This is a genomic window from Rathayibacter sp. AY1A3 (assembly GCF_002930975.1).
GTDB lineage: Bacteria > Actinomycetota > Actinomycetes > Actinomycetales > Microbacteriaceae > Rathayibacter.
On record NZ_PSTO01000007.1, the window covers coordinates 1 to 22,786 of the forward strand.

The window sequence follows — 22,786 nt, forward strand, 5'->3', positions numbered from 1 at the left end:
GGCTCGGGCTCGGCCGGGGCGGGAGCCTCGGCGTCGCTCTCGGCGTCCACCGACGGGGTCGCCTCGTCAGTGGCCTCGGTCTCGGCGGCCTGGACCTCGGGGGCCTCCTCGGCGGGAGCCTCGGGCTCGGACGCCGACGCGGCTCCGGAGCCGTCTCCGATGCGCACCAGCTCGGCGCCGACCTCGACGGTCTCGTCCTCCTGGACGAGGATCTCCTCGATCACTCCCGCGACGGGCGACGGGATCTCGGTGTCGACCTTGTCGGTCGAGACCTCGAGCAGGGGCTCGTCCACCTCGACGCGGTCCCCGACGTTCTTCAGCCAGCGGGTGACCGTTCCTTCCGTGACACTCTCTCCGAGTGCCGGGAGGCTGACGGATTCGCTCATGAGCCTGTCTCCTTAAGACGCTTGTGTTTCGATGTCCAGCTTACTGATGCGGAAGCGGCGGGTCGCCGCACCGCAGTGGTTCTACAGGGCGTGCAGCGGCTTCCCGGCCAGAGCGAGGTGCGCCTCGCCGAGCGCCTCGTTCTGAGTGGGGTGCGCGTGCACGAGGGGCGCGACGTCCTCGGGGTGCGCCTCCCAGTTCACGATGAGCTGAGCCTCGCCGATCAGCTCGCCGACGCGGGCTCCGACCATGTGCACGCCGACGACGGGGCCGTCGACCAGGCGCACGACCTTCACGGAGCCGGTGGTCCCGATGATCGTGCTCCGGGCGTTGCCGCCGAGGCCGTAGTCGTACACGGCAACGCGCTCGGCGCCGTACTCGGCGATCGCGCGGGCCTCGCCGAGGCCGACGGAGGCCACTTCGGGGTCGCTGTAGGTCACCTTCGGGACGTTGACGTCCCTGACGACCTGCGGCCCCAGACCGGCGATCTCCTCCGCGACGAAGATCCCCTGCTGGAAGCTCCGGTGCGCGAGCTGGAGCCCCGGCACGATGTCGCCCACGGCGTACACGCCGGGGACGGAGGTCTGCAGGCGCTCGTCGGTCAGCACGTAGCCGCGGTCGAGGCGGACCCCGGCCTCCTCGAGGCCGATGCCCGCGGTCACCGGGCCGCGGCCGACGGCGACCAGCAGGATCTCGCCCTCCATCGTTGCGCCGCTCTCGAGCGACACGGAGACGCCGTCCCCGCTCTGGGAGACCGACGCGACACGGGATCCCAGCTGGAAGGCGATGCCCCGCTTGCGGAAGGCGCGCTCCAGCTGCTTGCTGACGCTCTCGTCCTCGTTGGGAACGAGGTGGGGGAGGGCCTCGACGATCGTGACCTCGGCGCCGAACGAGCGCCAGACGCTCGCGAACTCGACGCCGATCACTCCGCCGCCGAGGACGACGACGCTCGCGGGAACGTGGTCGAGCTCGAGAGCCTGGTCGCTCGTCAGGATCCGGCCGCCGATCTCGATGCCGGGGAGGGTGCGGGAGGCGGACCCGGTGGCGACGACGACCGACGCGCCGTGCAGCACGTGCTCGCCGACGGTCACCGTGCCGGGCGCGGTGAGACGGCCCTCGCCCGTGACGACCGTGATGCCGCGCGAGGACACGAGGCTCTGGAGCCCCTTGTACTTGCCGGCGACGACGCCTTCGCGATAGCGCGTGACGCCCGCCATGTCGATCCCGGTGAAGCTCGAGAGCACGCCGTACTTCTCTCCCTCGCGGGCGCCGTCCGCCAGCTCGGCGGCGTGCAGCAGGGCCTTGGTGGGCACGCACCCGCGGTGCAGGCAGGTGCCGCCGAGCTTGTCGCGCTCCACGAGCGCGACGCTCATCCCGAGCTGCGTCGCCCGGAGGGCCGCCGCGTACCCGCCGCTGCCACCTCCGAGCACGACCAGGTCGTAGCGCTCTTCCGACACCCAGTGACTCCCTCGCGACGTGCGGTCCCGCTTCCCGGCCGACCGGCTCCGGCGCTGAGCGCCGAGCGGATCGGGAGGGGGGACGAGGCGGGATCTCCCGCCCCGTCGACCCTACTACGCGCTCGCGAAGCCCTCGGCCAGGGCGATCAGCGCGCGCACCGAGACCCCCGTGGCGCCGGCTCCGGTGAAGCCGTAGCCGCCGCCTCCGTTGCTCGAGGGTCCGGCGATGTCGAGGTGCGCCCACGGGATCGTGGTCGCGTCCTCGCCCTCGCCGCGCTTCCCGACGAACTCGCGGAGGAAGTGGCCGGCGAGGAGCATGCCGCCGGCGGTGTTGCCCGGCTTGACGTTCGCGATGTCGGCGATGTCCGAGTTCAGCAGCGGACGCAGCTCCGCGGGGAGAGGCATCTGCCAGAAGGGCTCTCCCGCCGTGCGGGCGGCGTCGAGGACGCGGGAGACCAGCTCGTCGTCGCCCAGGGCGCCGACGGTCCGGTTGCCGAGGGCGACCACGGAGGCGCCGGTCAGCGTCGCGACGTCGATGATCGCATCGGGCTGCTCCTCGCTGGCGGCGACGAGGCCGTCGGCGAGCACCAGTCGGCCCTCGGCGTCGGTGTTCAGCACCTCCACCGTGGTCCCGCCGCGCACGGTGAGCACGTCGTCCGGGCGGATCGCGGTCCCGGAGGGGAGGTTCTCGGCGATGCAGAGCCAGGCGGTCGCGCGGAGCGGGAGGCCGAGCTCCGCGATGGCGCGCACGACGGCGTACACGGTCGCCGCGCCCGCCATGTCGGTCTTCATCCCGATCATCGAGGCCGGCGGCTTGAGCGAGAGTCCGCCGCTGTCGAAGGTGATGCCCTTGCCGACCAGGGCGAGGTGGGTGCTCGCGCCCTCGGGCGCGTAGGCGACCTTCACGAGGCGGGGCGGGCGGGAGGAGCCGCTGCCGACTCCGAGGATGCCGCCGAACCCCTCCTCCGCGAGGGCCTCCTCGTCCCAGACGGTGACCTCGAGGGGCAGTCCCTCTGCGCCGGTCTGCACGGCCTCGGCCAGCGTCTGCGGGTAGAGGTGCGACGGGGGAGTGTTGACGAGGTCCTTCACCGTGCCGACCGCGCGGCCGAGCACGAGCGCCCGGTCCAGGACGGCGGGGTCGGCCGACTCGCCGCCGCCCAGCAGGACGACGTGCTCGACGGGCGCCTTCGCCGCGGCGGCGGTGCTGCCGCGGAAGGCGGTGAAGGAGTAGGAGCCGAGCGCGGCGCCCTCGGCGACCGCGGCGAGCGTGCCGTCGGAGCCGGCGGGGAGGGAGAGGGCCACGGAGGCGGACCCCGCGAGCAGGCGGACGGCGGCGCCCGCGGCGTTCCGCAGCGCGGTGTCGTCGGGCTCCGCCGAGCCGAGTCCGACGAGCACGATCACTCCGGCACGGACCGAGGACGGTACGCGCACGAGCGTCTCGGCCGCGCCGGTCGCGCCGAGCGCGCTCAGCGCGGCGGCCAGCTCCTCGAAGCCCTCCGCACCGACGAGCCGGGGACCGTCGGGTCCCGGGGCGACGCCGAGGACGAGGGCGTCGGTGTCGATGTCGGAGGCGGGAACGGTCGAGTACTCGAGAGAGGAGAGGGGCATGGCGGCAATGCTAGGCGCTGTTCGCTGAGGGCTCAGCGGACCCGGCCGGGGGGCCGGGACCCCCGTTTAGACTGGACGCATGCTGGATCCGGAAGACCTGTTCGAGATCGAGGGCGACCTCTCCGAGATCCCGCGCGGGCTGCACCTCGTCGCGGGCCTGACGGGCTCGGCCGACGCCGGGGGAGCGGTGGGGCAGCTGGGGGAGTACCTCTTCGAGACCCTCGAGCACCGCGAGGTCGCGGTCTTCGACCAGGATCAGCTGCTCGACTACCGGGCCCGCCGCCCCATCATCACGTTCGACCAGGACCACCTGGCGGACTACCGTCCGGCGATGCTCCGGCTCTCGCTCGCGCACGACGAGCTGCACCAGCCGTTCCTCCTGCTCACCGGCTTCGAGCCCGACTTCCAGTGGGAGCGGTTCACCCGCGCGGTGGTCTCCCTCCTCGAGCGGCTCGACGTCGCCTCGACCACGTGGGTCCAGGCGATCCCGATGCCCGTGCCGCACACCCGGCCCGTCGGCGTCACCGTGAGCGGCAACCGTGAGGACCTGATCGAGGCGATGTCGGTCTGGAAGCCGCACACGCAGGTGCCCTCGAACGTCCTCCACCTGCTCGAGCTGCGCCTCTACGAGCGCGGTCTGACCGTGGTCGGCTTCGCGCTGCTCATCCCCCACTACCTGTCGGACACCGAGTACCCGCAGGCGGCGGTCGCGGCGCTCGAGAGCATCTCGGCGTCGACCGGCCTCATCTTCCCGACGGACCGCCTGCGCGAGAGCGGGCGGGAGTTCCTCGGCAAGGTCGACGAGCAGGTCGGCGGCAACGACGAGCTGCAGAAGCTGGTCTCGGCCCTCGAGGCGCGGCACGACACCTACATGGAGGGGACGAGCCTCCGCTCGCCGCTCACCGACGAGGACGGCTTCGTGCCCAGCGCCGACGCGATCGCCGCCGAGCTCGAGAAGTTCCTCGCGATCCGCCGCCCGGGCGAGGAGCCCACCGCCTCCTGAGCGGCCGTAGGATCGGACGAGTGCGTGATCGTCGAGCCTGGTTCGTCTTCGGTGCCGGAGCGTTCGCCTACCTCGTCGCGGTCCTGGACCGCACGACGCTGGGCGTCGCAGGAGTGGACGCCGCGGAGCGGTTCGGGGTGGCCGCCGCCGTCCTCTCGTCGCTCGCCGTCGTCCAGCTGATCGTCTACGCCGGGATGCAGATCCCGGTCGGGATCCTCATCGACCGGTTCGGCCCGCGGACCCTGATCCTCTCGGGCACGGCACTGATGATGGCGGGCCAGGTCGTGGTCGCGATCGCGCCGGGCATCGGCGTCGCGATCGTCGGGCGGATCCTGCTGGGAGCCGGGGACGCCGCGATCTTCACCTCCGTGATCCGCCTCACGGTGACCTGGTTCAGCGGACCGATCGTGCCGCAGCTCTCGCAGTGGATCGGCAACATCGGCCAGGTGGGCCAGATCCTCTCCGCACTCCCGTTCGCGGCGATCCTCCACACGTTCGGCTGGGAGCCCGCGTTCCTCAGCGCCGCCGGCCTCGGGGCCGCGTCCTTCCTCGGCGTGCTCCTCCTGGTCGCCGACGTCCCGCCGCGCACCGAGCCGATCACGGTCGTGCCTCCGACGCTCCGGGCGACGATCGCGCAGCTCGGAGTGAGCCTGCGCCGGCCGGGGACGCAGCTCGGCTTCTGGTCGCACTTCGTCACGCAGTCCTCCGGCACGGTGTTCACGCTGCTCTGGGGCTACCCCTTCCTCGTCTACGCGATCGGCCTGCCGCCCACCGTCGCCGCGCCGACCCTCACGATCGTCGTGATCGCGGGGATCGTCGTCGGGCCGGTGCTCGGCGTCCTGACCGCTCGCCACCCCATGCGCCGCAGCAACCTCGTGCTCGGGATCGTCTCGGCGATGGCGGTCGCCTGGACCGTCGTGCTGCTCTGGCCCGGCGTCCCGCCGTACTGGCTCGTGGTGCTGCTCCTGATCGTCGTCGGAGCGGGCGGCCCCGGCTCCATGATCGGGTTCGACTTCGCCCGCACGTTCAACCCCTCGCGGAGCCTCGGCGCGGCGAACGGAGTCGTCAACGTGGGCGGGTTCCTGGCCAGCTTCACCATGATGTTCGCGATCGGCCTGATCCTCGACGCACTGGCCGGTCCCGGTGCCTCCTCCGAGCAGACCTACTCGCTCGAGCACTTCCGCCTGGCGTGGTGCGTGCAGTACGTGGTGGTCGGCGCCGGAGTCGTCGGACTCCTCGTCGCGCGCCGCCGGACCCGCCGCCGCCTGGCCGAGGACGAGGGAATAACCGTGGCCCCTCTCTGGGTTGCACTGAGTGACCGGATGCGCCGCGGCCGCGCGGGGCGCTGACGGTCGTCCCCGTCGATCCGCCCTTCTGCAGACGCGATGTCCCAGCGGAACGGCCCGGATCCCGCCGGATCGAGCCCCACTCGCACCGCACCGCACGGCTGCACTACTCAGACGTGCAATAATTGTCAATAGGACCCGTTCGGGTCGAGGAGCACCAGGCCCGCGTCGGGCGTGCGACGTCCTCGACTTGACATGGGTCCTCGTAATGCCCACCGACGGACGACGCCCTCCCGCGCCGCCCGCCCCCGGGACGCAACGGATGGAGAGGTGCCGCCATGGCCACCAGAGCTACCAAGACCGCAACGCTCGACGCCGTCGACGACGACGTGACGACGACCACCAAGAAGCCCGCGACGCGCAAGCCCGCGGCGAAGACCACGGCGGCCAAGACCACCGCGGCCAAGACGACCCGCTCGCGCGCCACGACCAAGGCCGCCGCTCCTGCCGACACCGAGGAGGAGCCGACCGACGCCGTCGAGCCCGACGAGGCAGCGGAGGAGGAGGAGACCGAGGCCGTCGCCGAGGACACCGAGACCGACGCGAAGGACGACGCGGAGACGCCGGAGGCCCCGGCCGCCGCTGCCGTCGCCGCTCCGGCCGAGCCGCTCCCGAGCGGTGCGCTCGTCCTGTCGTTCGGCGGAGAGGACGACGAGGTCCCGGTCTACTCGACCGCGATCACCGGCGCCACCGCCGACCCGGTCAAGGACTACCTGAAGCAGATCGGCAAGGTCGCGCTGCTGAACGCGGCCGAGGAGGTCGAGCTCGCGATGCGCATCGAGGCCGGCCTGTTCGCCGAGGACAAGCTCGCCAACTCGACCGACCTCAGCCCGGAGCTCGTCCGCGAGCTGCGCTGGGTCGCGAAGGACGGCCAGCGCGCGAAGAGCCACCTGCTCGGAGCGAACCTCCGGCTCGTCGTCAGCCTCGCGAAGCGCTACACCGGTCGCGGGATGCAGTTCCTCGACCTCATCCAGGAGGGCAATCTGGGCCTCATCCGTGCGGTCGAGAAGTTCGACTACACCAAGGGCTTCAAGTTCTCGACCTACGCCACGTGGTGGATCCGCCAGGCGATCACCCGCGCGATGGCCGACCAGGCCCGCACCATCCGCATCCCGGTGCACATGGTCGAGGTCATCAACAAGCTGGCCCGCGTGCAGCGCCAGATGCTCCAGGACCTGGGCCGCGAGCCCACGCCCGAGGAGCTCTCGCGCGAGCTCGACATGACCCCTGAGAAGGTCATCGAGGTGCAGAAGTACGGGCGCGAGCCGATCTCGCTGCACACGCCCCTGGGCGAGGACGGCGACAGCGAGTTCGGCGACCTCATCGAGGACACCGAGGCGGTCGTCCCGGCCGACGCCGTGGGCTTCACCATGCTGCAGAAGCAGCTGGAGTCGCTGCTCGACTCGCTCTCGGAGCGCGAGGCCGGCGTGATCCGCATGCGCTTCGGCCTCGGCGACGGCATGCCGAAGACGCTCGACCAGATCGGCGACACCTTCGGCGTGACGCGCGAGCGCATCCGCCAGATCGAGTCCAAGACGATGGCCAAGCTCCGCCACCCGTCCCGCTCGCAGTCGCTCCGCGACTACCTCGAGTAGGCCGGTGATCCGCTACGCGCCGGCGGTCCTCCTCGGGAGGGCCGCCCGGTTCGCCGCGCGGGCCCGGAAGCCCGGCGGGGGATCCGCCGTGCCCGGACTCGTGGTGAACCGCGTCGCGCCCGGATTCCTGCCCGCGGTGCTCGACGGGTTCCGGGACGGCCTCGTGGTCGTCACGGGATCGGCGGGCAAGTCGACCACGACCAAGATGCTGGTCGCGGTGCTCCGCGCGCACGGGCTCCGGGTCTTCACCAACCCGTCGACGGCCAACATCGCCCAGGGGCTGACCTCCGCGCTCCTGGAGCGGGCGGACCTCCGCGGACGGATCGACGCCGACATCGCCGTCCTCGAGATGGACGAGGGTCACGGCGCGCGCCTCGCGCCCCGGATGCGCCCCCGCGTCGTCCTGCTGACGAACGTGGTGGTCGACCAGATCGACCGCTTCTTCGATCCGGCCATGGTCGCCCGGATGCTCGGCACCATCGCCTCCCGCGCGACCGGTCCCGTCGTGCTGAACGCCGACGACCGCCACGTCGCCGATGTCGCGACCTCCCTCCCGGACGAGCGGATCCGCTGGTACGGCGTCTCCTCCTCCGTCCGCGACTCCGCGTCCGGCGGTCTCGGCTACGCCGCGGAGGCGGAGGCCGGGACCGACCGTGCCACCACCGTCGTCGAGAGCACGACGGGAGCGGCCGCGCGCATCGTCAGCGACGGCGACCCGCTCGAGGTCCGGCTCCCCGCGCGGGGCGTCCACTACGCGGTCGACGCCGCGGCGGCCGTCTCCACGGCCCGCGCCGTGCTCGCCGAGCGCTTCGACCCGGCCCTCGCCGCCTCCGCGCTCTCGAGCATCGACCCCGTCTTCGGGCGGGGCGAGATCGTCACCGTGCGCGGCCACGAGGTCGAGTTCGTCCTGGTTCAGAACCCGGCGAGCTACCGCCTGAACATCGCGGAGATCCCCGAGGGGACCGAGCAGATCATGCTCGCGATCGGCTCCGACGTCCGAGACCCCTCCTACTTCTGGCCCGTGGACACCTCCGTGCTCGGGCACGTCAGAGTCGTCTCGGGGTCGAAGGCGCACGAGGCGGCGCTGCACCTGCGCTACGACGGTGTCCGCGTCGACTCCGTCGACGAGGACCTGGGCCGCGCGCTCGACACGTTCCTCGCTCTGCCGACCCCCGCCTCCGGCCGGAAGACCATCGTCTTCTCGGCGGATTCGATGCGCCGCACCCGTGCGCACCTGCAGCTCGTCACCAACCGCGAGGAGACCGCGTGACCACCCTCCGCATCGCCGTGCTCGCTCCCGACGTCCTGGACAGCAACGGCGACGCGGCGAACGCCCGGGTCCTCGCGGCTCGGGCGCGCTGGTCGGGCGTCGAGGCGGAGGTGGTGCCGCTGGTGACCGCCTCCGACGCCGAGGTCCGTCCGGACGTCCTGGTCGCCGGGACAGGAGCGGACGAGGACCTCCCGGGCGTCCTGGCACTCCTCCACGAGATCGCGCCGACGCTGCGGGCCTGGGTCGACCAGGGCACTCAGGTGGTCGCGGTCGGAGCCGGCTGGGAGATGCTGGCCGGTTCGATCAGCACGGCCGCGGGCGGAGCCCGGGGGATCGGGCTGTTCCCCGGAGACTCGGTCACGGGCGAGCGCGCGACCGACGACCTCCTCGTCGAGACGCCGGGCGGCGTCCTCGTCGGATTCGAGAACCACGAGCGCCGGATGACCGGGATCGCGCCCGAGCACGCGCTCGGCCGAGTGCTGCACGGCACCGGCGACGGCGCCGGCCACGAGGGCTACGCGGCGGGAGGCCTTCTGGGCACGCACCTGCACGGCCCCGTCCTCGCGAAGAACCCGTCGCTCGCGGACGCGATCCTGCGGCGCGCCCTCGGCGACGCCTACTCCCCGTCGGACGAACGTCTCCGCCTGGTCGATGAAACGGCACGAGCCGCTCGCGAAGTGATCGCGAAGCGGCTCGGTGTCGGTCGGTAGGGCGCTGACGCGCCGTCCGGGCTGATCGGGGACGCGCTAGGGACGCTGCTCCTCGAAGAGTCGGGCGGACTCGTCGTGCCAGCTCTGGGCGATGCTGGAGAGCTTCTCCTGGTACTTCTTCCCGTGGTGCGCGCAGAACAGCAGTTCTCCGTTGTTCACGACCACTCGGATGTACGCCTGGGCACCGCAGCTGTCGCAGCGGTCGGCGGCGGAGAGCTGGTGGGCACCGGCGAGCTCGTCCACGCCGTTCTGGGTTGCTGTGGTCGACATGACTTGGCCTCCTGCACTCGTTCTTCGATCTCTGCTTAGTGGAACCCATCCAAGCACGCGATTGTTTCCGCACGGAGTCGATCGGTCGGCATTTCGCTCTGCGCGTAGGGGCCCCGCGCCGAGCGGCCATCGTGCTGTCGCCGGGTGCCGCGCCACCGCGGCCGGAGCGGTTCCCGAAAGTAGACTGGGCGGATGGCCTCCACCGACTACAACGCCCGCCACCTCTCCGTCCTCGAGGGTCTCGAGGCGGTCCGGAAGCGGCCCGGCATGTACATCGGATCGACCGACTCGCGCGGCCTCATGCACTGCCTCTGGGAGGTCATCGACAACTCCGTCGACGAGGCGCTGGCCGGGCACGGGACCGAGATCAGCGTGCTCCTGCACGCAGACGGCAGCGTCGAGGTGCGCGACCGCGCGCGCGGGATCCCGGTCGACATCGAGCCGAAGACGGGGCTCTCCGGAGTCGAGGTCGTGTTCACCAAGCTGCACGCGGGCGGCAAGTTCGGCTCGGGATCCTACGCGGCGTCCGGCGGTCTGCACGGCGTCGGCGCCTCCGTGGTCAACGCGCTCTCGGAGCGCCTGGACGTCGAGGTCGACCGCAACGGCCGCACCTACCGGATGTCGTTCCACCGGGGGGAGCCCGGGCGCTTCGCCGACGCGGGCGAGCCCACCCCCGACGCTCCGTTCACGCCGTTCGAGAACGGGTCGGAGCTGACGGTCGTCGGGAAGGTCGCCAAGGGCGTCACCGGAACGCGCGTGCGCTACTGGGCCGACCGCCAGATCTTCACGAAGGGCGCCTCGTTCCAGACGGACGACCTGGTGACGCGCGCCCGGCAGACCGCGTTCCTCGTCCCCGGCCTGACGATCGACATCGTCGACGACCGGGCGGACGAGCGCCGCGCCGAGATGTTCCGCTACGACGGCGGCATCTCGGAGTTCGTCGAGTTCCTCGCCCCCGACGCCCCCGTGACCGAGGTGCTGCGCCTCACCGGCTCCGGCACCTTCACCGAGACCGTGCCGGTGCTGACCCCCGGCGGCGCCATGGTGCCCACCGAGGTGGAGCGCACCTGCGAGGTCGACATCGCCCTGCGCTGGGGCACCGGCTACGAGACGGTGATGCGCAGCTTCGTGAACATCATCTCGACGCCCAAGGGCGGGACGCACCAGACCGGCTTCGAGCAGGGCCTGCTGAAGCTGCTCCGCTCTCAGGTGGAGGCGAACGCCCGCCGCCTCAAGGTCGGCTCGGACAAGCTCGAGAAGGACGACGTCCTCGCCGGGCTCAGCGCCGTGCTGACCGTGCGGCTCCCTGAGCCGCAGTTCGAAGGCCAGACGAAGGAGGTGCTGGGCACGCCCGCCGTCCGCGCGATCGTCGCCTCCACCATCGCCTCGACGCTGGGCGCGGTGTTCTCCTCGACGCGCCGTGAGGACAAGGCGCAGACCTCCCAGCTCCTCGAGAAGGTCGTCGCCGAGATGAAGTCGCGGATCTCGGCCCGCGCGCACAAGGAGACGCAGCGCCGCAAGAACGCGCTGGAGTCCTCCTCCCTTCCGGCGAAGCTGGTCGACTGCCGCAGCAGCGACGTCGAGAACAGCGAGCTCTTCATCGTCGAGGGCGACTCCGCCCTCGGCACCGCCAAGCTCGCCCGCAACAGCGAGTACCAGGCCCTGCTGCCGATCCGGGGGAAGATCCTCAACACGCAGAAGGCGAGCATCGCCGACATGCTCTCGAACGCCGAGTGCGCCTCGATGATCCAGGTGATCGGAGCCGGCTCCGGCCGCTCCTTCGACCTCTCGGCCGCCCGCTACGGGAAGATCATCCTGATGAGCGACGCCGACGTCGACGGCGCCCACATCCGCACCCTGCTGCTCACGCTCTTCTTCCGCTACATGCGGCCGCTCGTCGAGGCGGGGCGCGTCTTCGCCGCCGTGCCTCCGCTGCATCGGCTCGTGGTGATGAACGCGGGGAAGAAGCCGAACGAGACGATCTACACCTACTCCGAGAAGGAGCTGCAGAGCGTGCTCGCGGCCCTCGGCAAGGCGGGCCGCCGCTACCAGGACCCGATCCAGCGCTACAAGGGGCTCGGCGAGATGGACGCGGACCAGCTGGCCACGACGACCATGGACCGCTCCCGCCGCACCCTCCGCCGGGTGCGGGTCGCCGACGCGGAGAACGCCGGCCGGGTGTTCGAGCTGCTGATGGGCAACGACGTGGCACCCCGCAAGGAGTTCATCGTCCGCGGGTCCGAGTCGCTGTCGCGGGACCGCATCGACGTCTGAGCCGCGGGGCTCAGAACACCTCGGGCGCCGCTCCGATCGTCGCGATCGGCGCCGCGAGCGCCACGCCGGAGCCGTCGCGCTTCATCCCGGAGTCGGGCAGCGCGGCGACCGAGCCGTCGGCCTCGAGCGCGTGCGCGGGACCGGGGCCGACCCACGCCACTCCGAGGGCGGTCTCACCCTTGAGGAAGCGCTGCGCACGGACTCCGCCGGTGGCCCTGCCCTTGGCGGGGAACTCCGAGAACGGCGAGACCTTCGCACTGCCGGTGTCGGTCCCCGAGAGGGCCCAGCTGTCGACGGCGACCGTCGCGACGACGGCCTCGTCCCGGTCCTCGGCGGCGACGACGGCGAAGTGCACGACGTCGTCGGTCTCGGCCAGCTTGACCCCGGCCATCCCCGCGGCGGTCCGGCCCTGAGGGCGGACGGCGGACGCGGGGAAGCGCAGCAGCTGGGCCTCGCCGGTGACGAAGACCAGCTCGTCCTCCTCCGCCGACGCGGCCGCGCCCACGACGGCGTCCTTCGGCTTCAGGGCGATGAGCTCGATGTCCGGGCGGTTGGGCAGCTCGCCCGGCGCGACGCGCTTGACGACGCCCTGCTGGGTGCCGAGCGCGATCGGCCGCTCGTCGTCGAGGGCGACGAGCGCGAGCACCCGCTCGTCCTTCGCCAGGTGCGGGAGGTAGTCGCTCATGCGCACGCCCGCGCCCAGCTGCACCGAGGAGGAGGGGACGGCGGGCACGTCGACCGGCGAAAAGCGGAGGAGCCGACCGGCGCTGGTGACCGCGCCGATCTCCGTCCGGCTGGTCGTGTCGAGCACGCTGAGGACGGCGTCGTGCTTCGAGCGGCGCGTGGCGCGCTCGGGGTGGGGAGCGGCCTCGGGGTCGCGGTCGACCCGCACCATGCGGCCGGTGGTGCTCAGCAGCACCCGGCAGGGCACGTCCGCGATCTCGAGCACCGCGGCGGCCTTCCGCCCGGTGGTGGCGACGGAGGGACGCGCCTCGGTGAGCAGGGTGCGCCGCGGGGTCCCGAGGCGCTGGGCGACCTCGTCGAGCTCGTCCGAGACCAGCTCGTCGATCCGTGATCGGCTGGCGAGGAGGGCCTCGAGCTCGGCGATCTCGGCGAGGAGGGTGTCGCGCTCGGTCTCGAGCTCGATGCGCGAGAACCTCGTGAGGCGGCGGAGCTGGAGCTCGAGGATGTAGTCGGCCTGCAGGGTGCTGAGGTCGAAGACCTCGATCAGCCGGGCCCGCGCCGCCGCGGTGTCGTCGCTCCCGCGGATCAGCTGGATGACCTCGTCGATGTCGAGGATCGCGATGAGCAGGCCCTCGACCAGGTGCAGCCGCTCCTGGCGCTTGCGCAGTCGGTAGCGGGTCCGCCGGGTGACGACCTGCACCCGGTGGCCGATGTAGACCTGCAGCAGCTCCTTCAGGCCGAGGGTGCGCGGGCCGCCGTCGACCAGCGCGACGTTGTTGATCGAGAACGCGTCCTCGAGGGGCGTGTAGCGGTAGAGCTGCTCGAGGACGGCCTCGGGGCTGAAGCCGGTCTTGATCCCGATGACGAGCCGGAGGCCGTTGTCCCGGTCCGTCAGGTCCGTGACGTCCGAGATGCCGCTGAGCTTCTTGTTCTGGACGCCGTCCTTGATCTTGTCGATCACCTTCTCGGCGCCGACGAGGTAGGGCAGCTCGGTGACGACCAGGCCGGACTTGCGCGCGGTGATGCTCTCGACCGAGACGCGGGCGCGGGTCTTGAAGCCGCCCCGGCCGGTCGCATAGGCGTCGCGCACGCCGGCGAGGCCGACGATCGTGCCACCGCTCGGGAAGTCCGGTCCCGGGACGAACGACATCAGGTCGTCCAGGGACGCGTCGGGATGGGCGATCAGGTGCCGGGCCGCCCCGATCACCTCCACGAGGTTGTGGGGCGCCATGTTCGTCGCCATGCCGACGGCGATGCCGCTGGCCCCGTTGACCAGCAGGTTCGGGAACGCGGAGGGGAGGACCTCGGGCTGGTCGTGCGAGTTGTCGTAGTTCGGGACGAAGTCGACGACGTCCTCGCCGAGGTGCTCGGTCATGGCCGTGGCGGCCGGGGCGAGGCGGGCCTCGGTGTAGCGGGCCGCGGCCGGGCCGTCGTCGAGGGAGCCGAAGTTGCCGTGCCCGTCGACGAGGGCGACCCTCATCGTGAACGGCTGGGCGAGGCGGACGAGCGAGTCGTAGATCGAGGCGTCGCCGTGCGGGTGCAGCTTGCCCATCACCTCGCCGACCACGCGGGCCGACTTCACGTGACCGTGATCGGGCCGCAGCCCCATCTCGCTCATCATGTAGAGGATCCGGCGCTGCACCGGCTTGAGGCCGTCGCGGGCGTCGGGCAGGGCCCGCGAGTAGATGACCGAGTACGCGTACTCGAGGAAGGACCCCTCCATCTCGGCCGAGACGTCGACGTCCTCGATGCGCTCGGTGAGCGAGGATCCGGAGGAGGGGGCTGCAGCGTTCATGACTCGATTCGGTGGCGGGCGCGGGACGGCGGCGGGGGACTGCACCGCCCTGCGGCGCTCGACGGGACGGGCGGAGCGGAGACGGCGCCTCGCGGACGGGACCGGGCCTCCCGTTCACGCGGACGCTCCGCTGCACCGGCCCGGCGGGGACGGCGGCGCTGTGCGAAACTGGGCGCGATGACCCACATGCTACCGCCAGCCCCCGACGGGCGGCGGAGCCTCGCCGACGTCCTGCCGGGCGCCCTCGACGCGCTCCTGGGCCGCCCCGGCCTCTTCGGCTCGCCCCGCGTCGAGCGGATCGTGGTCGTCCTCGTCGACGGCCTGGGTGCCGCGAACCTCCGCCAGCGCGGGGGCCACTCGCGCACGCTCGCTCCGGCCCTCAACCGCGGCACCACGCTCGTCTCGGGATTCCCGACGACCACCGCGGCGGCCCTGGCGAGCCTGACGACGGGCCTGCGCCCGGGCGGGCACGGGATGGTCGGCTACCGCGTGCTCGACCGCGCCTCCGACCGCCTGGTCAACCAGCTCTCCGGCTGGGACGAGGGCATGGTGCCCGAGACGTGGCAGCCCCACCTCACGGTCTTCGAGCAGGCCTCTTCCGCCGGTGTCCGGGCCGGAGTGATCGGCCCCGCGCGGTACGCCCGCTCCGGTCTCACGCGGGCGATCCTGCGCGGCGCCGAGTACCACTCCGCCGGCGGCGTCGCCGAGCGCTTCACGGCGGCGCGCGCCCTGCTCGACGAGGGCGGGCGACAGCTCGTGTACCTCTACGTCCCCGAGCTCGACCAGGCGGCGCACGCGCGCGGCTGGGAGTCGCCGGAGTGGACGGCAGCGCTCGAGCTCCTGGACGGGGAGGTCGGCGGAGCGGTCCGCGGGCTCTCCGCCCGCGAGAGCGTGCTGGTCACCGCCGACCACGGCATCGTGGACGTCCCGGCGTCCTCGCACGTGCTCGTCGAGCGGGGACCGCTGCTCGAGGGCGTCCGGCACCTCGGCGGAGAGCCGCGTTGCCTGCAGCTCCACCTCGAGCCGGGTGTGGACCCCGACGAGGTGGCGCGGCGCTGGATCGAGGCGGAGGGCGCACGCGCCTGGATCGCGACGCGCGACGAGGTCGCCGCGAGCGGCTGGTTCGGCGAGGTCTCTCCGGCGGCGGCCGAGCGGATGGGCGACGTGTTCGTCGCGGCGCGGAGGACCATCGCCTACTACGCGGCGGACGACTCCTCCGGCCGCTCGATGATCGGGCAGCACGGGTCGCTCACGCCGGAGGAGACGCAGGTGCCGCTCCTCCGCTTCGGCGCGCTGGCCTGAGCCGGGCCGAGTGCACGGGGGCACCGTCCACCCCGGCGGAGCCGCGCCGGCGGAGGGTCAGTCGTCGCTGCGCGCTCCGAAGACGATCTCGTCCCAGCTCGGCATGGACGCCCGCCCCCTGCGGAGGCTCCCGCGCACGCCCGACGGCTGCTCGGGGACCGGGGGAGCGGTGCGCGGCGGCTCCGGTGCCTTCTCGACGGGAGGAGCGGCCTCGGCCTCGGGCTCCGGCTCCTCGCGGACGCGGAGGCTCGAGGCGTGATCGCGCTCGCCCCGGCGGCGCCGCAGGGCGTCGAGCAGGTCGGCGGTGTCGTTGAGGTTGCGCTCGCGCTGCTCCGTCGTGCTCGTGACGGGGCGGGGGAGCGTCGAGATCGGGCGCGGGGTCTCGGAGAGGGCCGGCTGCGGCTCCGTGTCGGAGGGGCGGACGGCGGCCGGCCGCGCGTGCGGCATCGCGGCGGGGCGGCCGGCGGTGGGGTGGTCGGCCCGGGCGGAGCGGCTCGGCGCCTCCGCGGACTCCGTGTCGAAGCGCGTGGCGAGCTCGTCGACGGCTGCGGGGATGACGGCGCGCAGGCGCGGGATGAGGGTCGGCCGGATCTCGCCCTGCTGCGAGAGCGTGATCGCCTCGGAGGTCAGCGGCGACAGCAGCGCCTTCCGCGGGTCGAAGCGCCAGCGGGCGTCGTGGTCGATCTCGTCCGAGCGGAAGAGGAGCTTGACGACCCAGCCCTCCTCCTCCTTCCAGCTCGACCACTGCTCGCCCTCGGCGCCGAGCGACGCGAGGCGGTCGCGGATGACGTCGCCGAAGGGCGTGCCCTCCTCGAGGGGATCGGGGTCGGTGGTCGTGTAGACGCGCACGGCGAGGGCGGACGCGACGATGTGCTCGCGCTCGGCCGTGACGGGTCCCTCGAAGCGCTGGACGTAGCCCAGGTCGGCGCCCGTGAGCTCGGCGACCTCCTCGGCGGAGAGCCCGGAGCGGATGTGGGCCTGGATCTCGCGGGGGGAGACGCGCTTCTCGCGCGGCGGGAGGGTGTGGACCCGCGGCCGCAGCTGGCTCTGCAGCGTCTCGTCGATGCGGACCGAGAAGCGCTCGCCGCCCTCGGACACGAGGACGAGCGATCCGCCCTCGACGCCGATCACCTTCAGTTCCATCATCGTGGGGACCCTCCTTCTGGACGCGGACCGGGCAAGGATGCCACGCGCCCGGGCGATCGGCCGGGAATACCCCGGGCGGGTCGAAAGTTGGTGCGGAAGGAGGCGGGGCGAGCGGGTGTCAAGAGCCGTTCGAGGTGGTTTGCGAATCGATGCGTCGTGATGCACACTGACCCCGCCGATTTGTTGAACAGCAGAAATAAGAAGTGGATGGGAATGGCTACGGACTACGACGCCCCCCGCAAGACCGATGACGACTCCGAGTCGATCGAGGCCCTGAAGGAGCGAGTCCCCGACAAGATGTCCGGAGTCGTCGACGTCGATGACGCCGACAACCCGGGCGGATTCGAACTGCCCGGTGCCGATCTGTCCGACCTCGATCTGGACGTCGTGGTCCTTCCGCCCCAGGCGGACGAGTTCACGTGCGTGAGCTGCTTCCTCGTGAAGCACCGCTCGCAGATCGACCACGAGGAGAAGCTCGGACCGATCTGCCTGGAGTGCGCCGCTTAAGCGCCTCCCGGCTCCGAAGGACGACCGCTCCGTCGCCGTGATCCCCGGATCGCGGCGACGATGTCGTCCGGGCGGCGGGTGGAGACCAGCCAGTACGGCGTCGGGTCGGCCGGATCCTCGATCGGGACCCGCACCACCTCCTTCACCCAGCCGCGGATGACCAGGTACGCCCGCGCGTCCAGGCGCGTCCCGCGCTCGGCGAACGCCTGGTCCCCCGAGTAGGAGGACGGCTCGCCCACGAGGTCCAGCGGGATGTGCGCGCGGCCGGCGCGCAGCTCCCCCTCCGCCACCTCGATCACGGGGGAGAGGGCCAGCAGCGACAGCACGCAGCCCGCGTACAGAACGACCGCGACGATCACCCCCACCGCGAGGTCGATGGGCGCGAACACCAGGATGCTGGCGGGGATCACGAGGGCGGTGGCGACGAAGAGCCAGGGCGCGGGCCACAGCCTCTCTCGGTAGGACGGCATGACCCTATTGGATCAGACGTTTGGTCTACCCTCGTCACGTGCCTGCAACCGTCGACGTCCCGATCACCGCGGACCGGCTCCCCTCCTACGCCCGTCCGGGCGACGCGGGAGCCGATCTCCACTCGACGGAGGACGTGGTGCTCGCCCCCGGTGAGCGCGCCTCCGTCGGCACAGGGGTGGCCGTCGCCCTCCCGGAGGGCCACGCCGGCTTCGTCGTCCCCCGCAGCGGGCTGGCCTTCAGGCACGGCATCACCGTCGTCAACGCCCCCGGAACGATCGACGCGGGCTACCGCGGTGAGATCCGGGTGGCGCTGCTGAACACCGACAGCCGCGAGACGTACCGCGTCTCGGCGGGGGACCGGATCGCGCAGCTCGTGATCGTCCCCGTCGTCCAGGCGAGGTTCACGGCCGTCGACGAGCTTCCCGAGTCGGTCCGCGGCACGGGCGGCTTCGGATCCACCGGGTACGCCGCCGGCGCCCAGGAGACCAGAATCCACGAGGAGAGCGCATGAGCGACATCCAGTCCACGACCGGCGAGGCCGCCGAGCCCGTCCAGCAGGACTTCGAGAAGTCGGCGCCGGAGGACCGCGCGGAGGCCGGGCCCCTGGACGAGCGCGAGGCCAACCCGGTCCGCCCCTACATCGACCTCGGCGGGGTGAAGGTGCTTCCCCGCGAGGGCATGCACATCCGCCTCGAGGTCGAGGAGGGGACCAAGCGCGTCATCGCCGTCGGCCTCGACTACGCAGGGTCGACGCTGCAGGTGCAGCCCTTCTCCGCGCCGCGCTCCTCGGGCCTCTGGCACGAGATCCGCGGCCAGATCGCCGAGCAGATCGGCCGTCAGGGCGGATCGACGACGGAGCGCGACGGCGTCTTCGGTCCGGAGCTCGTCGCCGACCTCCCGATCGCCGGCGGCCAGACCCGCGTCGCCCGGTTCGTCGGCGTCGACGGTCCGCGCTGGTTCCTCCGCGGCGTGATCGCCGGAGCCGGAGCCGTCGACGAGCAGGCGGCCGCCTCGGTCGAGGAGCTCTTCCGCAGCATCGTCGTGGTCCGCGGCAGCGGCCCGATGCCTCCGCGCGACCTGATCCCGCTGAAGGTGCCGACCGGCAGCCAGACCCAGCAGAGCGCGAGCTGACCGGCATGGAGCCGGTGCGGCCCGAGGACCCGGCCCGATCGGAGGAGCCGGTCCGGCCCGAGGTGGGCGACGCGATCGCGCAGGCCGCCCGCCGCTCGGGACTCGGCGCGGTCGCCGACGGCGAGCCGTTCGACGGGAAGGCGCTGCTGCGCACCATGGGCGGCGTCCGGGGGATCCTCGAGGCCGTCGTGCCCGGCATCGCCTTCGTCCTGCTCTACACGGTCACCTCGGAGCTGGTGCTCTCGCTGGTCGCTTCCGTCGGGCTCGCCGTGGCGTTCACGGTGGCGCGGGTGCTCGGCCGGACGCCGGTGATCCAGGCCGTCGGCGGGCTGCTCGCCGTGGTGGTCTCGGCCGCACTGGCGCTGTTCACCGGGCGGGGCGTCGACAACTTCGCCCTGGGGCTGCTCACCAACCTCGTCTACGGGCTCGTCTTCCTCCTCTCCGTCCTCGTGCGCTGGCCCCTGATCGGCGTCGCCGCCGGCTTCCTGATGGGGGACGGCACCTCCTGGCGGTCCGATCGGCGCAAGCGCCGCCTCTTCGGCGCCCTGACCCTCGCGTGGGCGGGGCTCTTCCTCCTGCGACTGGCCGTGCAGTACCCGCTGTTCCTCGCCGAGGACACCACGGCGCTGGGCATCTGGAAGCTGGCGCTGGGCCTGCCCCTGTACGCGCCGCTGCTGGTGCTCACCGTGCTCGCCGTCCGGGCCGAGTACCGCGGAGCCGGCGAGCGCGCCGATGCGGGCGATGCTCCGGATCGTGCATAGAATTGTCTCGACGTCGAGATAAATAGCGCTCGCCTCCCCGCACCGTCGCGGCGAGGTCGACCGGGCGCCTCGGCGTCGAGGAGTTAGGTCCTCCTTGGTGGCAAGCCGCTGTGCGCGGTCGTCAAGATGAGGACGGAGAGCGGCTCCGCCCGTCGGCGGACGCTGCAGTCAGCGAAGGAGAGGGCGACGTGTCCGCGGTAGACAGCTTTGGATCGAAAGACACCCTGAAGGTCGGCTCGACCGACTACGAGGTGTTCCGCATCGACCGGGTCCCCGGTCACGAGAAGCTCCCGTTCAGCCTCAAGGTGCTGCTCGAGAACCTCCTCCGCACGGAGGACGGCGCGAACATCACCGCCGACCACATCCGCGCCCTCGGCGAGTGGGTCCCGGAGTCGGAGCCCGACACCGAGATCCAGTTCACGCCGGCCCGCGTGGTCATGCAGGACTTCACCGGCGTGCCCTGCATCGTCGACCTCGCCACGATGCGCGAGGCCGTCGCTGCCCTGGGCGGCGACGCGAACCGGATCAACCCGCTCGCGCCCGCCGAGATGGTGATCGACCACTCCGTCATCGCCGACCTCTTCGGCACCGAGGACGCGCTCGAGCGCAACGTCGAGCTCGAGTACGAGCGCAACGGCGAGCGGTACCAGTTCCTCCGCTGGGGCCAGACCGCCTTCGACGACTTCAAGGTCGTCCCGCCCGGAACCGGCATCGTGCACCAGGTCAACATCGAGTACCTGGCCCGCGTCACCATGACCCGCGAGGTGGGCGGCGCGCTGCGCGCCTACCCCGACACCTGCGTCGGCACCGACTCGCACACGACGATGGTCAACGGCCTCGGCGTGCTCGGCTGGGGCGTCGGCGGCATCGAGGCCGAGGCCGCGATGCTCGGCCAGCCCGTCTCGATGCTCATCCCGAAGGTCGTCGGCTTCAAGCTCACCGGCTCGATCCCGACCGGCGTGACCGCGACGGACGTCGTGCTCACCATCACGCAGATGCTGCGCAAGCACGGCGTGGTCGGCAAGTTCGTCGAGTTCTACGGGGCGGGCGTCGCCGCAGTGCCGCTCGCCAACCGCGCCACCATCGGCAACATGAGCCCCGAGTTCGGCTCCACCGCCGCGATGTTCCCCATCGACGACGTGACCCTCGACTACCTGCGCCTCACCGGCCGCAGCGACGAGCAGATCGCCCTCGTCGAGCAGTACTCCAAGCTGCAGAAGCTCTGGCACGACCCCGCGGTCGAGCCGGTCTTCAGCGAGTACCTCGAGCTCGACCTCGGCACCGTCGTCCCCTCGATCGCCGGCCCGAAGCGCCCGCAGGACCGGATCGAGCTCTCGTCCGCCAAGACGCAGTTCGAGTCGGACCTCACCAACTACGCGGACGTCTCGCACGACATCGTCGACCTGACCATCGCGGAGTCGTTCCCCGCCTCCGACCCCGGAGAGCTGCAGCCGCAGGACGAGCACAGCAGCCACGAGCACACCCACCGCTCGCACGCGCCGGCGACCGCCTCCAAGCCGACCACGGTCGAGCTCGGCGAGGGCGGGACCTTCACGATCGATCACGGCGCCGTCGCGATCGCGGCGATCACCTCGTGCACCAACACGTCGAACCCGTCCGTCATGCTCGCGGCCGGCCTGCTGGCCCGCAACGCGGCGCAGAAGGGCCTGAAGGCCAAGCCGTGGGTCAAGACCACGCTGGCGCCCGGATCGAAGGTCGTCACCGACTACTACGAGAAGGCCGGCCTGACCGAGTCGCTCGAGGCGCTCGGCTTCTACACGGTCGGCTACGGCTGCACGACCTGCATCGGCAATTCCGGCCCGCTGCTCGAGGAGATCTCGGCCGCGGTGCAGGACAACGACCTCGCCGTGACCGCCGTGCTCTCGGGCAACCGCAACTTCGAGGGCCGCATCAACCCGGACGTGAAGATGAACTACCTGGCGAGCCCCCCGCTCGTCATCGCCTACGCGCTCGCCGGCTCGATGAACTTCGACTTCGAGGTCGACGCGCTCGGCACCGACTCCGACGGCAACGACGTGTTCCTCAAGGACATCTGGCCCGACGCGGCCGAGGTTCAGGCGACGATCGACTCGTCGATCGACAAGTCGATGTTCGACACGCAGTACGCGGGCGTGTTCGACGGTGACGAGCGCTGGCGCGCGCTGCAGACCCCCGAGGGCTCGATCTTCGAGTGGGACGAGTCGTCGACCTACGTGCGGAAGCCCCCGTACTTCGACGGCATGACGATGGAGACGACCCCGGTCACCGACATCGCCGGTGCCCGCGTGCTCGCCAAGCTCGGCGACTCCGTCACGACCGACCACATCAGCCCCGCCGGCTCGATCAAGGCCGACAGCCCCGCCGGCCGCTACCTCGACGAGCACGGCATCGACCGCAAGGACTACAACTCCTACGGCTCGCGCCGCGGCAACCACGAGGTGATGATCCGCGGCACGTTCGCGAACATCCGCCTGCGCAACCAGCTGCTCGACGGCGTGGAGGGCGGCTACACCCGCGACTTCACTCAGCCGGACGCCCCGCAGTCGTTCATCTACGACGCGTCGCAGAACTACCAGGCCGAGGGCACCCCGCTCGTCATCCTGGGCGGCAAGGAGTACGGCTCCGGCTCGTCGCGCGACTGGGCGGCCAAGGGAACGAGCCTGCTGGGCGTCAAGGCGGTCATCGTCGAGAGCTTCGAGCGGATCCACCGCTCGAACCTCATCGGCATGGGCGTCGTCCCGCTGCAGTTCCCCGCGGGCGAGAGCTGGGAGTCGCTGGGCCTCGACGGCACCGAGTCGATCAGCATCTCGGGCATCGAGGAGCTGAACGAGGGCGTCACCCCCAAGACGGTCCACGTCGTCGCCGAGCCGACCGAGCACTCGGCCGAGGGCAAGCGGACCGTCGAGTTCGACGCGGTCGTCCGCATCGACACCCCCGGTGAGGCGGACTACTACCGCAACGGCGGCATCCTGCAGTACGTGCTGCGCTCGCTCGTCTAGATCAGCCGCAGAGCGTGTGCGCCTTCCCTGCGGGGGAGGCGCACACGCGTTCCCGGGGGCCCCGTGCGTAGAC

At 71.8% G+C, this 22,786-nt stretch carries 19 protein-coding genes; 12 read left to right on the forward strand and 7 right to left on the reverse strand.

Translation table 11 applies throughout. The features are described from left to right. The 3 genes from C5C10_RS04830 to C5C10_RS04840 form a co-directional block, all read right to left on the reverse strand. On the reverse strand, positions 1–386 hold a 386-nt coding region (locus C5C10_RS04830), incomplete at its 3' end, for a biotin/lipoyl-containing protein (RefSeq protein WP_308470795.1). Positions 387–467: 81 nt separating this feature from the next. Next, positions 468–1,841: a dihydrolipoyl dehydrogenase gene (gene lpdA, locus C5C10_RS04835; RefSeq protein ID WP_104328687.1), complete on the reverse strand. Its 1,374-nt coding sequence runs from the start codon at positions 1,839–1,841 to the stop codon at positions 468–470. Between the two features lie 114 nt (positions 1,842–1,955). After that, entirely contained in the window at positions 1,956–3,449 is a 1,494-nt protein-coding gene (locus C5C10_RS04840) for a leucyl aminopeptidase (RefSeq protein ID WP_104328688.1), read from the reverse strand. Positions 3,450–3,528: 79 nt separating this feature from the next. Between C5C10_RS04840 and C5C10_RS04845 the strand changes: the two genes are divergently transcribed. The 5 genes from C5C10_RS04845 (at position 3,529) to C5C10_RS04865 (ending at position 9,373) form a co-directional block, all read left to right on the forward strand. Continuing rightward, positions 3,529–4,452 (forward strand): proteasome assembly chaperone family protein, encoded by a 924-nt coding sequence (locus tag C5C10_RS04845; RefSeq protein ID WP_104328689.1) that lies wholly within the window; start codon positions 3,529–3,531, stop codon positions 4,450–4,452. Between the two features lie 20 nt (positions 4,453–4,472). Next, positions 4,473–5,801, forward strand: coding sequence for a nitrate/nitrite transporter (locus tag C5C10_RS04850; RefSeq protein ID WP_104328690.1), 1,329 nt, complete (start codon positions 4,473–4,475; stop codon positions 5,799–5,801). Between the two features lie 275 nt (positions 5,802–6,076). After that, on the forward strand, positions 6,077–7,393 hold the full coding sequence (locus C5C10_RS04855) for an RNA polymerase sigma factor (RefSeq protein ID WP_104328691.1): 1,317 nt from the start codon (positions 6,077–6,079) through the stop codon (positions 7,391–7,393). A gap of 4 nt (positions 7,394–7,397) precedes the next feature. Beyond that, positions 7,398–8,663, forward strand: coding sequence for a Mur ligase family protein (locus C5C10_RS04860; RefSeq protein ID WP_104328692.1), 1,266 nt, complete (start codon positions 7,398–7,400; stop codon positions 8,661–8,663). After that, a complete protein-coding gene (locus C5C10_RS04865) occupies positions 8,660–9,373 on the forward strand; it encodes a type 1 glutamine amidotransferase (protein ID WP_146082106.1) in 714 nt (237 codons plus the stop codon). Before C5C10_RS04860 ends, C5C10_RS04865 begins: the two co-directional genes overlap by 4 nt. 36 nt (positions 9,374–9,409) lie before the next feature. On the opposite strand, the gene C5C10_RS04870 is transcribed toward C5C10_RS04865, so the two are convergent. Next, positions 9,410–9,643, reverse strand: coding sequence for a hypothetical protein (locus tag C5C10_RS04870; protein WP_068212876.1), 234 nt, complete (start codon positions 9,641–9,643; stop codon positions 9,410–9,412). 192 nt (positions 9,644–9,835) lie between these two features. On the opposite strand from C5C10_RS04870, the gene C5C10_RS04875 reads away from it, so the two are divergent. Then, positions 9,836–11,917, forward strand: coding sequence for a type IIA DNA topoisomerase subunit B (locus C5C10_RS04875; protein WP_104225230.1), 2,082 nt, complete (start codon positions 9,836–9,838; stop codon positions 11,915–11,917). Between the two features lie 10 nt (positions 11,918–11,927). On the opposite strand, the gene C5C10_RS04880 is transcribed toward C5C10_RS04875, so the two are convergent. Next, positions 11,928–14,396, reverse strand: a complete 2,469-nt coding sequence (locus C5C10_RS04880) for a DNA topoisomerase (ATP-hydrolyzing) subunit A (RefSeq protein WP_104328694.1) — start codon at positions 14,394–14,396, stop codon at positions 11,928–11,930. Between the two features lie 177 nt (positions 14,397–14,573). On the opposite strand from C5C10_RS04880, the gene C5C10_RS04885 reads away from it, so the two are divergent. After that, positions 14,574–15,698, forward strand: coding sequence for an alkaline phosphatase family protein (locus C5C10_RS04885; protein WP_244229632.1), 1,125 nt, complete (start codon positions 14,574–14,576; stop codon positions 15,696–15,698). 57 nt (positions 15,699–15,755) lie between these two features. On the opposite strand, the gene sepH is transcribed toward C5C10_RS04885, so the two are convergent. Further along, positions 15,756–16,844, reverse strand: coding sequence for a septation protein SepH (sepH, locus tag C5C10_RS04890; RefSeq protein WP_104232567.1), 1,089 nt, complete (start codon positions 16,842–16,844; stop codon positions 15,756–15,758). Positions 16,845–17,057: 213 nt separating this feature from the next. Here sepH and C5C10_RS04895 point away from each other — a divergent pair, with 213 nt between their 5' ends. Then, positions 17,058–17,351: a DUF4193 domain-containing protein gene (locus tag C5C10_RS04895; RefSeq protein WP_055792269.1), complete on the forward strand. Its 294-nt coding sequence runs from the start codon at positions 17,058–17,060 to the stop codon at positions 17,349–17,351. Here C5C10_RS04895 and C5C10_RS04900 read toward each other — a convergent pair. Beyond that, entirely contained in the window at positions 17,348–17,821 is a 474-nt protein-coding gene (locus C5C10_RS04900) for a DUF3093 domain-containing protein (RefSeq protein WP_104232568.1), read from the reverse strand. The genes C5C10_RS04895 and C5C10_RS04900 overlap by 4 nt on opposite strands. 38 nt (positions 17,822–17,859) lie before the next feature. Here C5C10_RS04900 and dut point away from each other — a divergent pair, with 38 nt between their 5' ends. The 4 genes from dut (at position 17,860) to acnA (ending at position 22,713) form a co-directional block, all read left to right on the forward strand. Next, positions 17,860–18,333: a dUTP diphosphatase gene (gene dut / locus C5C10_RS04905; RefSeq protein ID WP_104222105.1), complete on the forward strand. Its 474-nt coding sequence runs from the start codon at positions 17,860–17,862 to the stop codon at positions 18,331–18,333. Further along, positions 18,330–18,953, forward strand: coding sequence for a DUF3710 domain-containing protein (locus C5C10_RS04910; protein WP_104328696.1), 624 nt, complete (start codon positions 18,330–18,332; stop codon positions 18,951–18,953). The genes dut and C5C10_RS04910 overlap by 4 nt, the downstream gene beginning before the upstream one ends. A 5-nt stretch (positions 18,954–18,958) precedes the next feature. Next, positions 18,959–19,714 carry a DUF3159 domain-containing protein gene (locus C5C10_RS04915; protein ID WP_104273659.1) on the forward strand — a complete coding sequence of 252 codons (756 nt, stop codon included), beginning with the start codon at positions 18,959–18,961 and terminating at the stop codon, positions 19,712–19,714. Between the two features lie 188 nt (positions 19,715–19,902). Then, positions 19,903–22,713 (forward strand): aconitate hydratase AcnA, encoded by a 2,811-nt coding sequence (acnA, locus tag C5C10_RS04920; protein WP_104222099.1) that lies wholly within the window; start codon positions 19,903–19,905, stop codon positions 22,711–22,713. Positions 22,714–22,786 lie beyond the last annotated feature (73 nt).

What these genes read in the sequence shown, in the direction of transcription:
- C5C10_RS04840 (WP_104328688.1), bottom strand. Translation starts at nt 3,449, where the DNA reads ATGCCCCTCTCCTCTCTCGAGTACTCGACCGTTCCCGCCTCCGACATC.
- C5C10_RS04845 (WP_104328689.1), top strand. Translation starts at nt 3,529, where the DNA reads ATGCTGGATCCGGAAGACCTGTTCGAGATCGAGGGCGACCTCTCCGAG.
- C5C10_RS04855 (WP_104328691.1), top strand. Translation starts at nt 6,077, where the DNA reads ATGGCCACCAGAGCTACCAAGACCGCAACGCTCGACGCCGTCGACGAC.
- C5C10_RS04870 (WP_068212876.1), bottom strand. Translation starts at nt 9,643, where the DNA reads ATGTCGACCACAGCAACCCAGAACGGCGTGGACGAGCTCGCCGGTGCC.
- C5C10_RS04875 (WP_104225230.1), top strand. Translation starts at nt 9,836, where the DNA reads ATGGCCTCCACCGACTACAACGCCCGCCACCTCTCCGTCCTCGAGGGT.
- C5C10_RS04880 (WP_104328694.1), bottom strand. Translation starts at nt 14,396, where the DNA reads ATGAACGCTGCAGCCCCCTCCTCCGGATCCTCGCTCACCGAGCGCATC.
- C5C10_RS04885 (WP_244229632.1), top strand. Translation starts at nt 14,574, where the DNA reads ATGACCCACATGCTACCGCCAGCCCCCGACGGGCGGCGGAGCCTCGCC.
- sepH (WP_104232567.1), bottom strand. Translation starts at nt 16,844, where the DNA reads ATGATGGAACTGAAGGTGATCGGCGTCGAGGGCGGATCGCTCGTCCTC.
- C5C10_RS04895 (WP_055792269.1), top strand. Translation starts at nt 17,058, where the DNA reads ATGGCTACGGACTACGACGCCCCCCGCAAGACCGATGACGACTCCGAG.
- C5C10_RS04900 (WP_104232568.1), bottom strand. Translation starts at nt 17,821, where the DNA reads ATGCCGTCCTACCGAGAGAGGCTGTGGCCCGCGCCCTGGCTCTTCGTC.
- C5C10_RS04910 (WP_104328696.1), top strand. Translation starts at nt 18,330, where the DNA reads ATGAGCGACATCCAGTCCACGACCGGCGAGGCCGCCGAGCCCGTCCAG.
- C5C10_RS04915 (WP_104273659.1), top strand. Translation starts at nt 18,959, where the DNA reads ATGGAGCCGGTGCGGCCCGAGGACCCGGCCCGATCGGAGGAGCCGGTC.